The sequence below is a fragment of the Pseudomonas fluorescens genome (assembly GCF_018614775.1).
Lineage (GTDB): Bacteria > Pseudomonadota > Gammaproteobacteria > Pseudomonadales > Pseudomonadaceae > Aquipseudomonas > Aquipseudomonas fluorescens_BY.
Genome location: NZ_JAGGOF010000002.1, coordinates 98,589 through 111,745, shown reverse-complemented (window position 1 = coordinate 111,745; position 13,157 = coordinate 98,589). Strand labels below are relative to the sequence as shown.

Annotated in this window: 10 protein-coding genes; all 10 read left to right on the top strand. The window is 62.1% G+C overall.

The window, feature by feature from the left end; translation table 11 throughout:
* Window positions 1-192: 192 nt before the first annotated feature.
* The 10 genes from J7E36_RS00990 to J7E36_RS00945 all read left to right on the top strand — a co-directional run bounded on the left by J7E36_RS00990 (window position 193) and on the right by J7E36_RS00945 (window position 13,156).
* The gene (locus J7E36_RS00990) at window positions 193-2,067 is read left to right on the top strand and encodes a 3-dehydroquinate synthase (protein ID WP_214999010.1); all 1,875 of its coding nucleotides are present in this window, start codon (window positions 193-195) and stop codon (window positions 2,065-2,067) included.
* Window positions 2,064-2,954, top strand: a complete 891-nt coding sequence (locus J7E36_RS00985) for a UbiA family prenyltransferase (RefSeq protein WP_214999007.1) — start codon at window positions 2,064-2,066, stop codon at window positions 2,952-2,954. The genes J7E36_RS00990 and J7E36_RS00985 overlap by 4 nt, the downstream gene beginning before the upstream one ends.
* Entirely contained in the window at window positions 2,951-3,724 is a 774-nt protein-coding gene (locus J7E36_RS00980) for an EboA domain-containing protein (RefSeq protein ID WP_214999005.1), read from the top strand. Before J7E36_RS00985 ends, J7E36_RS00980 begins: the two co-directional genes overlap by 4 nt.
* A 37-nt stretch (window positions 3,725-3,761) precedes the next feature.
* The gene (locus J7E36_RS00975; RefSeq protein WP_214999003.1) at window positions 3,762-4,646 is read left to right on the top strand and encodes a TatD family hydrolase; all 885 of its coding nucleotides are present in this window, start codon (window positions 3,762-3,764) and stop codon (window positions 4,644-4,646) included.
* Window positions 4,643-5,872: a metabolite traffic protein EboE gene (gene eboE / locus J7E36_RS00970; RefSeq protein ID WP_214999002.1), complete on the top strand. Its 1,230-nt coding sequence runs from the start codon at window positions 4,643-4,645 to the stop codon at window positions 5,870-5,872. Before J7E36_RS00975 ends, eboE begins: the two co-directional genes overlap by 4 nt.
* Window positions 5,862-7,307 carry an alkaline phosphatase family protein gene (locus J7E36_RS00965; RefSeq protein ID WP_214999001.1) on the top strand — a complete coding sequence of 482 codons (1,446 nt, stop codon included), beginning with the start codon at window positions 5,862-5,864 and terminating at the stop codon, window positions 7,305-7,307. Before eboE ends, J7E36_RS00965 begins: the two co-directional genes overlap by 11 nt.
* Window positions 7,286-8,428, top strand: a complete 1,143-nt coding sequence (locus J7E36_RS00960) for a hypothetical protein (protein ID WP_214999000.1) — start codon at window positions 7,286-7,288, stop codon at window positions 8,426-8,428. Before J7E36_RS00965 ends, J7E36_RS00960 begins: the two co-directional genes overlap by 22 nt.
* Before the next feature lie 10 nt (window positions 8,429-8,438).
* Entirely contained in the window at window positions 8,439-10,799 is a 2,361-nt protein-coding gene (locus J7E36_RS00955; RefSeq protein WP_214998999.1) for a hypothetical protein, read from the top strand.
* A gap of 59 nt (window positions 10,800-10,858) precedes the next feature.
* Window positions 10,859-11,782, top strand: a complete 924-nt coding sequence (locus J7E36_RS00950; protein ID WP_214998997.1) for a hypothetical protein — start codon at window positions 10,859-10,861, stop codon at window positions 11,780-11,782.
* Window positions 11,783-11,866: 84 nt separating this feature from the next.
* Window positions 11,867-13,156 (top strand): hypothetical protein, encoded by a 1,290-nt coding sequence (locus J7E36_RS00945; RefSeq protein WP_214998995.1) that lies wholly within the window; start codon window positions 11,867-11,869, stop codon window positions 13,154-13,156.
* Window position 13,157 lies beyond the last annotated feature (1 nt).

Sequence of the window (13,157 nt, the reverse complement as noted above, 5' to 3'; positions counted from 1 at the left end):
AAATCACATTGCCATCAGACGACCTTGCAAAAACACCATGTCCGACTAGATTCAAGACTGTCTTCACCCACACGGCCCACGGCTCGTAAAAAACAGCCCTCCCGGCGAGAGAATTTATTGATCTGAAACGCACCCGACGCTGCATTTGGTAACTGACACGGAATCTGTCGAAAACAACAAGAGGGATGCTTGATGAAGCGCAGCCGTTGGTTTCGTGCACGCTCGCAAAGAGAGCCTGCCCGTCTGTTTTGGCTTTCCTTACTGTGCTTCTCGGGCCTGGTCATTGCCAGCTTTCTGTTGTTCGAACAACAGATCCAGGACTTCCTGACCCACCTCAACCTGTACCTGCCTTCGACGCCTTCCCAGAAACTTGGCCTGGCGTTGTTGCTGATCGCGCTGCTGGCGCTGGACGTGGTGCTGCCGGTGCCTTCAAGCATGGTGGCGCTGCTGGCCGTGGCAATGCTCGGCAGTCTCGGTGGCTACCTGGCGATTTTCATCGGCCTGTGCCTGGGGGCCGGATTGGGTTACGCGCTGGGGGCCGGGTATTTTCGCCTGCTGTCCGGGCGCCTGGGCTTGCATCAGCGCCAGCCGGGGCAAATGGCCTACCGGTTGGGCACGCTGTCGTTGATCTGCCTGCGCGGCGTACCGGTGCTGGCAGAAACCTCGGTGGTCGCCGCCGGCATGCAACGCTACCCGCTGCGCCCGTTCCTGTTGGTCACCACCCTGGCGAATGCGGGCCTGGCACTGGCCTACAGCGCCATCGGGACCTTCCTGGTCGAACAGAATGCGTTGCTGGTGACCCTGCTCGCCAGCATGGTGTTGCCCGGGCTGTTCATCGCCGGGTACAACCTGACCAAGGCCCTGCGTCGCAGCGGCGCGGAGCAACCATTGCGCGGACGCTTCGAGGTCAGCTACGACTACCCGGTGCTGTTCACCGACCACCTGTTCGATCCGCTCAATCCTTGCCTGCACCGTCAACTCACGGCCCAGCACAGCGGCCCGGTAACGGTGCTGGTGTTCGCCGATGAACAGCTGTTGCAAAGCGCCCCGCCGTTGTTGGGCCAGATCGACGGCTACTTTGCCGCCCATGCTGCGGACTTGCGTTTGCAGGCGGCGCCCATTGCGGTGCCGGCTGGCGAATTGAGCAAAACCGCAGAGGTGCTGCAGCAGTTGTACACCGACATGCTGCACCATGGGCTGGACCGGCATTGCTATGTGCTGGCCCTGGGCGGCGGCGCGGTGCTGGATGCGGTGGGCTATGCCTGTGCGACCTTCCACCGTGGCATTCGCCTGATCCGGGTTCCGAGTACGGTGCTCGCGCAGAACGACGCCGGTATCGGCGTGAAGAACGGCATCAATGCCTTTGGCCAGAAGAACCTGCTGGGCGCCTTTTATCCTGCCACGGCAGTGATCAACGACTTCCAGTTGCTGACGAGCCTGAGCCATCGCGACCAGATTGCCGGGCTGGCCGAGGCGGTAAAGGTCGCGTTGATCAAGGACCGGGCGTTCTTCGAATGGATGGAGCAGCACGCCGATGCCCTCGCCCACTTTGATCACGCGGCCAGCCGCTACGCAATCCGCCGCTGCGCCGAACTGCACCTGGGGCACATCACCGGTGCCGGTGATCCTTTCGAACGTGGTAACGGGCGGCCCTTGGACTATGGGCACTGGGCCGCGCACAAATTGGAAAACCTCAGCCGCCATCGCCTGCGGCATGGTGAAGCCGTGGCGGTGGGCATGGCGCTGGATGGGCTCTACGCCAACGCCTTGGGGCTGTTGAGCAATGCCGACAGCGAACGCGTCCTGCGCCTGCTGGTCAAGCTCGGCTTCTGCCTGAATCCACCGGAGCTGGACTTGAAGGATGCACAGGGCCGCTCGCAGGTGCTGCTCGGGCTGGAGGAGTTCCGCCAGCATCTGGGCGGGCAACTGTCCATCCCCATGCTCAGCCGGATCGGCGAATCGGTGGACCTGCATGACATCGATACCGCGCGCATGGAGCAAGCATTGCAACGACTGTCCACCGGACTCGACCCCACGCTCATCCTCAGAGAAGGCTGCGCGCAATGAGCCCGCTGCCGCTGAACCTGAAGACCTGGATGACCCTGGGCCGGGTGTCCAACCTGCCCACGGTATGGACCAACGTCATGGCCGCCGCGCTGCTTGCCAGCAGTGCCGGCGCCTTGGCCCCGCCCTCTTCGTTGGTGTGGGTACTGCTGCTGGCCGCGCTGTCGCTGCTGTACCTGGCCGGCATGTTGTTGAATGACTTGCTGGACGCCGACTGGGACCAGCAACACCAGAACCCGCGCCCCATCACCCTTGGCCTGGTCAGCCGACAGCAAGTGAGGCTGGCCACCGTTTTGTTGCTGACCTTGGCCGCTGCATCGGTGTTGGGCCTGAGCCGGCTGATCGATCAACCGCACTGGCTGCTGGGCAGTGCCGCCCTGCTGGTGGGCTGCATCCTTGGCTACAACCTGCTGCACAAGAAATACGCCCACAGCGTCTGGCTGATGGGCGCCTGCCGATCGGCGCTCTACCTCACGGCGGCGGCCAGCCTGGCGGTGCCAGCGGAACCGATCTGGTTGTGCGCCCTGTTGCTCGGGGTCTACATCAGCGGCCTGACCTACCTGGCCCGCCAGGAACACCGCAACCAGTTGCTCAGCCGCCTCCCTCTGGTCCTGATGCTGAGTCCACTGGCCTTGGCGTTCTATAGCGACAACGTCTGGTTCTGGCCGGTGCTGTTGCTCTGGCTGGGCTGGCTGGGCTGGCACTACTGGCGTCACCTTGCCAACCCCCGGCAGCGGCAGGTGCGCGCGTTTATCGGTGCCGGCCTGGCTGCCTTGCCACTGTTCGATGCCTTGGTGCTGGCCGTGGCTGACCAGCCCTTGGGCAGCCTGCTCTGTGTCTTGGTGTTTTTTCTGCTTCCACACTTTCAGCGCTGGATCAAACCGACATGAACACGGACGTTACCAAGCCGCCATCGACGGCTCTCGACATGCGCCTGGGCTGTCTCGCCGAGCATCGCCAGTTGTTCGGCCAACAGCTCGATGACAGCGAGCTGCAGTGGTGGCGCCAGGCACAAGAACAGTTGGCGCAACACCCGGACGCCCGCACTGCGGCGCTGTTGAGCAGCCAGTGCAAGCGCCACCTCAAGGAACGTGAGCTGCCCGACTGTGCCGGCTGGAGCAGCGTTCAACTGGCGCGGGCGTTGCTGCTGGCCCAGGTGCTGGAGCAGCAACCCGCTGCCGAGCAATTGCCCGTGTTGCGCCAACTGTATTTGTGGGGCGACGACCAGGAAAAGATCGCCACCCTGAAAGCCTTCGACTGGCTCGATCGCCGCGGGCTCTGCGTGGAGCTGGCGTTGCAGGCCGGGCGTACCAGTAATAACCAGGTGTTTGCCGCCCTCGCCCTGGACACCCTCTACCCATCGCGACACTACAGCGAACGGGCCTTCCACCAATTGGTGCTGAAGACGCTGGGCATGGGCCTCGACATCCGGCGCCTGATCGGCCTGGCACAACGACAGGGCGTCAGCCTCAATCAGTTGGCCCTCGACCTGCTGGACGAACAACTCGCCGCCGAACGAACGGTGTCGGTCGGTCTGCCCCGGGTGATTGCCTTCGACTTGCTCAGCCCGGCGCAACGCCAGCGCTTGACCGGCCTGAACCAGCAGCAGCGCCTGCCGCCGGAATGGCACGACTACCTGGTCGGCCCCTCAGCGAAGTGATGCACAACGGTCCCGCCTTTTCTGATGAGGATTCACCATGCTCAAGTATTTCGACCCGCACATCCACATGGTCAGCCGCACCACCGATGACTACCAGAACATGGCGGCCGCCGGCATCACCGGGGTCATAGAACCCGCCTTCTGGCAGGGCCAGGCCAGGACCAGTGTCGGCAGTTTCATCGACTACTTCGACACCTTGCTGGGTTGGGAGCGCTTTCGTGCCAGCATGTTCGGCATCCATCACTTCTGCACCATCGGTCTCAACCCCAAAGAGGCCAATGATCTGTCGGTGGCCAATGAGGTGTTGGAGATTCTGCCGCGCTACCTGGTGAAGGAAGGCGTCGTGGCGGTCGGCGAAATCGGCTACGACGACATCACCCCCGAAGAGGATCGTTTCCTCGCCGCCCAGTTGGAACTCGCCAGGCAATTCAACCTGCCGGTGCTGGTCCACACACCGCACCGCGACAAGATCGGCGGCACCAGGCGCACCCTGGCGGTGATCCGTGAAGTGGGGATTGCCGAGCATCTGGTGATCATTGACCACCTCAACGAACTGACCCTGCCGCTGGTGCTGGAAAGCGATTGCTGGCGCGGCCACTCCATCTACCCCAACACCAAGATGTCGGAACAGCGCATGGTCGCCCTGCTCCAGCAATACGGCACGGAGAAAATGGTGGTCAACAGCGCCGCCGACTGGGGCATCAGCGACCCGCTCAAGGTGCCCAAGACGGGCCAGGCGATGCTGGCGGCCGGCTTCAGTGAAACCCAGGTCGAGCAGGTGCTGTTCCATAATCCGGTGGACTTTTTCGGCCAGAGCGGCCAGCTGGATAAAACCCTGGTCAGTACCCCGCTGCCCATCGACCAGCGTCGCCAATGGCAGGACAACTCCGCCTTGCGGGGCCAGGAACCGGTGATCAAATGACGGCCGGCACGGGTTGGGCAGCCGGGCAGATCGGTTACTGCAGCAATGTGCATCCGACCCGTGACCTCGCCGGGCTCCGGTCCTCCATCGAAGCGCATTTCCAGGGCGTACGAAGCCTGCGCGGCTTGCAGGAGCAGGACAGCGGGCTGTGGATCAGCGACCTCGCCGCAGCGCAGTTGCAACAGAAAGCGGCTAGCACGGACTTTCTCAACCTGCTGCAACGCTGTGGGCTACGCCTGACTTCGCTTAACGGCTTTCCCTACGGCCAATTTCATCAGGGCGCCGTGAAAGCCGAGGTCTATCTGCCCAGTTGGGCCGATCAGAAACGCCTGGCGTACAGCTTGAACCTGGCCTGGATCCTCGCCCAGGCCTTGCCGCCGGATTGTCAGCAGGGCGTGATCTCCAGCGTGCCGCTGGGCTATGCCGCGAACTGGAACCCGACGTTGCAGGAGCGCGCCGAATACCAGTTGCGTCAACTCACGGCTTCATTGGCGAGACTGCACCTGGAGACGGGCAAGAAAATTGTGTTCTGCCTGGAGATGGAACCGGACTGCGTGCTGGAAAACACCGACCAGGCGATTGCCTTTTTCCAGCACCTGCAAGCCAGCGACCCGCACCACGATCATCTGGCGCTGTGTTTTGATGTCTGCCACCAGGCCGTGATGTTCGAAGACTGTTATCACTCGCTGGACAAGCTGCGTCAGGCCGGGGTGCCCGTGGGCAAGATCCAGCTGTCCAACGCCTTGATCTGCCGCCTGCCCCAAGATGTCGAGCGGCGTGAACACGTGCTCAAGACCTTGGGCGACTTCGCCGAAACCACCTACCTGCATCAAGTGAAGGCGCGCGATGCGCAGGACCGGCTATCGGCCTGGGCGGACCTTCCCGTCGCCCTCGACGAATGCGCGAACAATCCGGGGCAACACCCCGAACTGCGCATCCACTTTCACATTCCTTTGTTCAGCGAACACTTGCTGTTGCCCGAGCTCAGCGGCAGTCAGGTCGCCCTGACGCAGACCTTCGACTTCCTCGCCGAGCACCGGGATTTTCGCCCCGTCCTGGAGGTGGAGACCTATAGCTGGGGCGTCCTGCCCGCGCCGTTGCGTCCCACCACCGAGCACGCCCAACTCCAGGGGATCACGGCGGAACTGCATTGGGTCGAAGCGCAACTGCACCAGCACCAGCTACTGCACGTCCCAGCGCTGGAGGCGTACGCCAATGCCCGCTGATCGCCCGCGTCAACCGCTGCTGCTGATCAACGTAGTGGGGCTGACGCCGGCACTGCTGGGGGACGCGACGCCGCACATCAATGCCCTGCTGAAAACCGCCCGGATGGCGACCCTGCAACCGATGTTCCCGGCCGTCACATCGACGGTGCAGGCCTCGATCCTCACCGGCCAGGCGCCTTCGGAGCACGGCATCGTGGGCAACGGCTGGTATTTTCGCGATCAGGCCGAAGTCCGCTTCTGGCTGCAACCCAACGCCTTGATCCAGGGAGAAAAGGTCTGGCAAGTGCTCAAGCGCCAGCTCCCCGGCTTTCGTTGCAGCCAGTTGTTCTGGTGGTACAACATGTATGCGGACGTGGACGCCGCCATCACCCCACGCCCTCACTACCCCGCCGACGGGCGCAAAGTCTTCGGCCTGTATTCGGCGCCAGCCACGTTGCACGAATGCATCGAGGAACAGATCGGCAAATTCCCCTTCCCGAGCTTCTGGGGCCCGGCGGCCGGCATTGCGTCAAGCCGTTGGATCGTTGATTGCGCCATCGCCGAGTTCCAGCTGAACCGGCCCGATTTGCAATTGACCTACCTGCCCCATCTCGACTACAGCCTGCAACGGCTGGGGCCCGATCATCCATCGATTGCGGACGAGGTACGGGCCATCGACGGCGAAGTGGGGCGTCTGCTGGCCTTCGCCCAGGAACAGGGCGCGGCGGTGATGCTGCTGTCCGAATACGGCATCGAAGCGGTCCGGCAATCGGTGTCCATCAATCGCCTGTTGCGCTCGGAAGGCCTGTTGCAGGTGCGCCAATCGCTGAGCTGGGAGCTGCTCGACCCCGGGGCCAGCGCGGCCTTCGCCGTGGCCGATCACCAGATCGCGCATGTCTACGTGAAGCAAGCGCAAGACATCCCTCGGGTCAAGGCGCTGTTGCAGCGCCAGCCCGGCATCGAGCGCGTGCTGGATAAAATCGAACAACGGGCCTGGCAACTGGATCACCCACGCAGTGGCGAGCTGGTGGCCGTGGCCGAGCCGGGGTTCTGGTTCGATTACTACTACTGGTTCGACGAGCGCAAGGCACCCGACTTTGCCCGCACCGTGGACATCCATCGCAAGCCGGGCTACGACCCGCTGGAGCTGTTCATCGACCCGGCCATTCGTTTCCCCCAATGGAAAGTGGCGCGCCGCCTGCTTCAGAAGAAGCTCGGCTTGCGCTACTACATGGACCTGATTCCGCTGGACACCAGGCTGGTTCGCGGCAGCCATGGGCGCCTGCCCGGCAGCACCCGGACCGGGCCACTGCTCATCACCAATTGTGATCTGCCATTGCCGCCGCACCTGGCGGCCACGGCCGTGAAACAACTGCTCCTCGAACACTTCCTGGGGCACCCTCATACCGACACGGCCAATGCCAAGGAGCTTCCATGCGGCGAGCCATATCCATAACCGTTCTCAGTGCCGTGGCCGGTTTGGCTCAGGCTGAGAACACCAACAGCTTCGATTGCAGCAATTTCCTGCAATTTGGCGCCAACGTCGACCAGACCCGGGCAGCGTTTGCCAAGAGTCCCGAGACCATGGCCTGGAACTGGTTCGTCTGCCTGAATCAGCCCGCCACCACCGGGAGCCCCAACCTCGAGTGGGAAACCATGAAGCCCTCCGATCAGGTCTACCTGCCCAATGGCGCCCCTCCCGGCGCCTACGGCGCGTCGGTGCCGCCGCCGGACGCGGTGCTCAAGCAAGCCCAGGCAGAAGGCCTGGACCTGACCCGGACCCTGCACAACCTCAATGCCACCCAACAGGTCGACGGGCTGATCCTGCAAATGGGCGGTGCCGTGCCCGCGTCCCAAAAAGGCAGCCCGGTACGCTTCCAATTGCTGATGGGCCAGGACACGTTCGATTACATCGTGCAGCGTCAGGTCTACAACATGAATGGCCAGGCCGCGCTGCCGGACAACCTGGTGTTCCCGTCCACCGCCTGGGAGTTGAAATCCGCCTGGTTGTGGATCGGTACGGACACGGCCTACAAGCAGACGCTGGAAAACGATGGCTACTACATTGCCCAGGCTTACTACCAGCAGAGCGACGGCACCTACGCGGTCGGCTATGCCGCCCTGAGCGGCCTGCACGTGGTCAACAAGCTGAACGCCAATTGGGTCTGGACCACCTTCGAAAACATCAACAACAGCAAGTACACGGTGACCAATGCGCCAAAAGCCGAACCGATGACCAACACCACCGGACCGACACCGGCGGCCAAGCCGGTCAATGCGCAGTTCCAGGCCAGTAACCCCACCCTGTCGAAGTACGAACTGATCGGCGTGGAGTTCCAACCCGTCACCCAGGTGCTGGCCAACTCACAGCTGGAATCGGCGTTCCAGAGCACGTCGTCGTGCCTGGCCTGCCATGGCACCGCCGCCTATTCGACCGATAAGGGTTACTTCAATTTCGCCATTCCGCATCAAGGCGGCATCGCCTACCCCACCACTCCGCTGCCGGACTCGGCTTTCGCCGGTTACAAAAAACTGGACTTTGTCTGGTCGCTGAAACGCGCCCAGTGGCAACGCTAAGGAGCATGACATGAGCGTATTGAATTTCCCGCGCATCTACCTCAACGGCCATATGTTCTGGAACCCGCCGACGGCCAACAATAACGACGTGCTGCCGCTTTATGACGCGGTGAAGATGGATATCAACTGGCCGTTTGTGGAAACCTACGGCATCACACCGGACAACGCTCCCACCACCTTGATGCCCTGGGCGATCAGCCCCGTGGAGACCTTCCCGACCTATGTGACGCAAGTACCCACCAATGGCGGACCCCCGTTCATACCCGCCGAATGGGACCTGTTCGGCGACAATGCCTGCGGCACGGTGAACTACAACCAGACCCAATCGCTGATCATCGGCGGCGAGCTGCAAGCCAACACCTACATCGCCCAGGATGCACTGGTCGGCAAGAGCTACCAGTTGAATGGCAATCCCTTTGGCAGCACCGGGCCTTCCGCCGCCCGCTTCGTGGATATCAGCCCGTGGCAGAACACCTTCACCGCGCTGTACTTCGACAAACTGGTGCTGGGGGATGCTACCTGCGGCCTGACCCTCAATCGCCAGCACCGCATGCTGGACCGCTTCCTTAACTTCAAGTGGGCGAACCTCGGCGGCCTGGCGTATGTCACCACCACCTGGCAGACCTGTTTCACCCAGGACAGCCTGGAGTGGGTCATCGGCAACTCGTCGCTGCTGAACAATCTTCAACAGCAGATGAAGCAGCAGAACGCCCAGGGCCTGATGTTCAGGTTCTCCACGTACCTGACCTGTTACGACAGGAACGGCGTGTTCAATGACTTCCCACCGATCGATACCCACTCGACGACCCCGGAGGCCATGGACAACGTGAAGAGGATGTACGAGGCGGGCCTGAACAACGTCGCCGATATCTTCTTCAACCCCGCCTACAGCCGCACCGCCGCGACCCTGGGCCTGTGGTTCGCCGACGAATACCCCACTGCCCCCGCCGGGCCGCGCCTGGTGCCCGCCGAAGCGGTCAGTCTGTATCAAGGCACCCAGGAGAAATCCATGACGCTGGGCGTAACGTCGGCACAAATCACCGGCAACACCCTGTCGCTGGACCTGGGGAACACCTTTCCTTTCTATCCGGTAGACCCCAAGGCCCCCATTCTGACCGCCGAAAAATACCAGGCCGGCGACTACCAACTGGGGGCGCGCAAAAATGGGGTGTTCACCCCGGTGGTGAGTTTCGGTTTCGACCAGTATCAACAATCCGCCTTCGACCTGCGCTCAGGCCTGCTGGACTTCACCCTGAGCGACGCAGACAAGGCCACCTTGCAGTCAGGTCCGCTGGAGCTGCACCAACAGGGCCCGGCGCCAGAGGAGCCGAAGATTGCCGCCACCCAGCAGGTGTGGACCGCCGAAGTGATCGAGAGTGGTACGTTCATCGATGTGGGGGACCACAAGACGCTGAACATCATGGTGCAGAAAAATGGCCAGCCGGCTGCCAACACCACGCTGTGGGTGGCGGAATATGACAACCCCTACATGGTCACCACCAGCGACTACTACCTGGCCTTCAGCAATGCGGCCGACTTCACACTGTTCTATGACAACCCGGCAGACCGCACGAAGAACACCGCCAACCTGCCGCGATTCGAGAACGCTCCCCCGGTGTCCCCTTACCTGGCGACCGGCAGTGGTCGCCGGCTCACCGCACTGCAATCGGTGGAGACACCAACGGGTACACCCATCGGCTATCAGCAGTTCCTGCATGGCCCGAGCAGCGCGATCGCCATCGACCTGCGCCCGTGCCTGGCCTTCGATGCGGCGATCTATACCACCGGGACGCTGGACAACAGCCAGTCCAGCCCGATCGATTACGCCTATGTCACTACCACGACCGACGCCAAGGGCATCGCTCAACTGAGCTTCAGGGCGGTTGCCCCGGGCTTCCCTACGCTGCGTTTTTTCGTGAAGGAAGACCAACGCGACCCGACCATCCCCTTCAGCTTCAAACTGCCCCAGGCCTACATCGACTTCCTCGCCCCGCTGCGGGTCCTGCCCTTGGACCCGCAGCTGCAACAGGACTTCGTCAACAAATGGAACGCCATCTACAAGGATCCGAACGCCCCCCAGGAGCTTTGGGACAACTTCATCTTCCCCCGCGTGCTGCAATCGTTCTATTACCTGTACCCGATCATGAACAAGTACATGCCGCTCAACTCCCAGGCACGGGTCGAAGGCGCCGTTGATCAGCTGATCGTGCTGATCAGCAAGGAGTACCAGGAAGAGAGCACGCTCTCGATGCCCATCACCCGCGACATGTCGCAAAGCCGACGCGCCGTGCTGGAGCTGTGGGCCAAGGCGTTGGTGAAGCGCAATTACCCGCCCATGCCACTGAAGATGAGCGACTACGGCGACCTCTGACGGTTTCACAGGACCACCGGGTGGCGAACCCGCCGCCCGGCATTTCACAGGAGTGACATATGAAAGCCAGCATTTTGAAACGGCTGTTGCTGCTGACCCTGCTGCTCAGCCCTTGCGTTTTAGCCCAGCAGGACAGCGGCGCCGTGTACTTCACCATGGGGGTGCACAACACCGAAGGCTGCAACGAACAGAACGGCAACTGCATCGCCAAACGCGCGCCGGGCGACCCGTCCGATCCGTTTTTCCCGGCGTTCTGGATCAGTGACTGGACCATGTACCGGGTGATGCACAACTACGAGAAGAACCCGCCGCCCTACAGCAATCCACCCACTACCCTCAGCCCGGCGGACTACACCGTCTCCCGCGGGACAAGCTACTACGACACCACCTACATCCCACCGGATGGCGACGGCTTCGGCGCGATGATGGAGCACTACGAGAAATACTGCCTGCCGATTTTCCCGATCAAGAACAACAACTACACCTGCTCCTTCGTGTCCCTGGGCAACAAGGCGTACTTCCTGACCTACCCGCAGGACCGCCCCAAGGACATGCCGGCCTGCTGCATGTTCTCGCCGATGAATCATCCGCCAAGGCAAGACTTCATCCAGCATTTGCCCTACAGCGCCGAGCGCAGCAAGAACCTCGACGGCAGCGTGCAGGCCTACGCCCTGGACCTCGACTCGCCGCAAGGGCCGATCCTGTTCGGCTACGCCTTCTACAAGAAGATGGCTGGCCAACCACCCTACCGGCCTGCGCAGTCGTTCTATTTCTCCGGTGACACCAGCGTCGCCAACGCACCGATTGTCAGCCAGAACTACACCCACTTCCGTATCGCCAAGCCTGATCCGGCCCAGACCTGGGCACAGGTCGCCGCGATGTGCCCGTCCAATCCACCGCCCTGCCAGCTGTTCGAGCCACCGGCTTCACAGAGCAACGGCCAAAAAGCCCAGTGGAACAAACTGATGCAGCGCAAACCCTGACGATTCATTTATGGATTTGGAATGAGTGTGTGGGAGGGAGCTTGCTCCTTCCCACAGTGAATCGACTCAAGACGAAGGATTGCCATGAAAACGTTCACCATGCTGTTGCTGGGGCTCGCCAGTTTGCCGGCCCTGGCGCTGGATCAAACCCAGGCCCGGAACACACCGACACAGACCAGCCTGAATTGCCAACCCCCGACCACGGCACCCGCCGCCAACGCCAGCCAGGACCTGTTCGATCAGTACAGCTGGCAGTTGTTCATCGCCTTGAACTGGCCCGCGCAGAATGGGCAGCGCGGTGATCCCGATTGCAGCAAACAGCCTGGGGACCCCGGCTACACCGTCTGGCAAACCTACAAGACCGTGGCGGAAATCTTTCTGCCACAAGGGGCCGACCCGGGCCCCTGGAATACCCCGCAGGCGGCCAAGAGCCTGGGCATCATCAACATCGCCGCGCTGAAGAACAGCACCCAGGTGAATGCCGTCGACCAGGCCGTCGGCGGCTGGCTGATCGACCAGGCCGGCAACCCGACCTACTACGACATCTCGGCCAACGAGACCTCCTACGACTACATCGTCAACAACCAGTTCTACAACGCCAATATCGTCTCCAAGGCCAGTAACATCAACTTCCCCAACGGCGTCATCGAGGTCAAGTCGAGCTGGCGCATCCTCACGTCCAATGACAATGCCAGCCACTACCTGACCCAGTTCGCCCGCGTCGCCACCTTCGATGACCAGGGCCAGCGTAACGGTGTCACCGAAGCCTACCTGGGCCTGGTGGGCCTGCACCTGATCACCAAGGTGAACGGTTATCCGCAGTGGATCTGGTCAACCTTCGAGCAGATCGACAACGTTGCGCCCAAAACGCTGGAGCACGGTCAGTGGGTCGATCAGCCGGCAACGGGCACAGCCTATTCCTACTTCAACGCCAGCACCCCCGCCGCCAGTCTCAACCAGTCCCCCTGCGACTGGCAGACCCAAGGCGGCCACCTGGTCTGCGTGCCCAAGCCCGGCACCACTTTCCAGACGCCGAACCCGCTGAACCGGGTCACGCCGATTGCCGGAGTCACCCAGGAGGTCAACGCCCGCTACCGCAGCGACCCGGACCTGCGCAACAGCGTGCTGAAGTATTACCAACTCATCACCACCCAGCGCCCGCTGATGCCGGACAACCCCAGCAATCCCCTGGGCCAGCCGACCCCGGCGCTCTCGGCCAACGTGACCATGGAAAGCTATATCCAGCCCAACAGCAGCTGCATGAACTGCCACTCCATGGCGACACCGGTCAAAAACCCCTACAAGGCCGACTTTTCCTACCTGTTCAAATTCGCCAATTCGCCTGCCGCCATAACCATCAAGGACGAGGAATAGA

Bases quoted from the DNA above. Each gene is read 5' to 3' on its own strand.
- J7E36_RS00990 (WP_214999010.1), top strand. From the start codon at position 193: ATGAAGCGCAGCCGTTGGTTTCGTGCACGCTCGCAAAGAGAGCCTGCC.
- J7E36_RS00985 (WP_214999007.1), top strand. From the start codon at position 2,064: ATGAGCCCGCTGCCGCTGAACCTGAAGACCTGGATGACCCTGGGCCGG.
- J7E36_RS00980 (WP_214999005.1), top strand. From the start codon at position 2,951: ATGAACACGGACGTTACCAAGCCGCCATCGACGGCTCTCGACATGCGC.
- J7E36_RS00975 (WP_214999003.1), top strand. From the start codon at position 3,762: ATGCTCAAGTATTTCGACCCGCACATCCACATGGTCAGCCGCACCACC.
- eboE (WP_214999002.1), top strand. From the start codon at position 4,643: ATGACGGCCGGCACGGGTTGGGCAGCCGGGCAGATCGGTTACTGCAGC.
- J7E36_RS00965 (WP_214999001.1), top strand. From the start codon at position 5,862: ATGCCCGCTGATCGCCCGCGTCAACCGCTGCTGCTGATCAACGTAGTG.
- J7E36_RS00960 (WP_214999000.1), top strand. From the start codon at position 7,286: ATGCGGCGAGCCATATCCATAACCGTTCTCAGTGCCGTGGCCGGTTTG.
- J7E36_RS00955 (WP_214998999.1), top strand. From the start codon at position 8,439: ATGAGCGTATTGAATTTCCCGCGCATCTACCTCAACGGCCATATGTTC.
- J7E36_RS00950 (WP_214998997.1), top strand. From the start codon at position 10,859: ATGAAAGCCAGCATTTTGAAACGGCTGTTGCTGCTGACCCTGCTGCTC.
- J7E36_RS00945 (WP_214998995.1), top strand. From the start codon at position 11,867: ATGAAAACGTTCACCATGCTGTTGCTGGGGCTCGCCAGTTTGCCGGCC.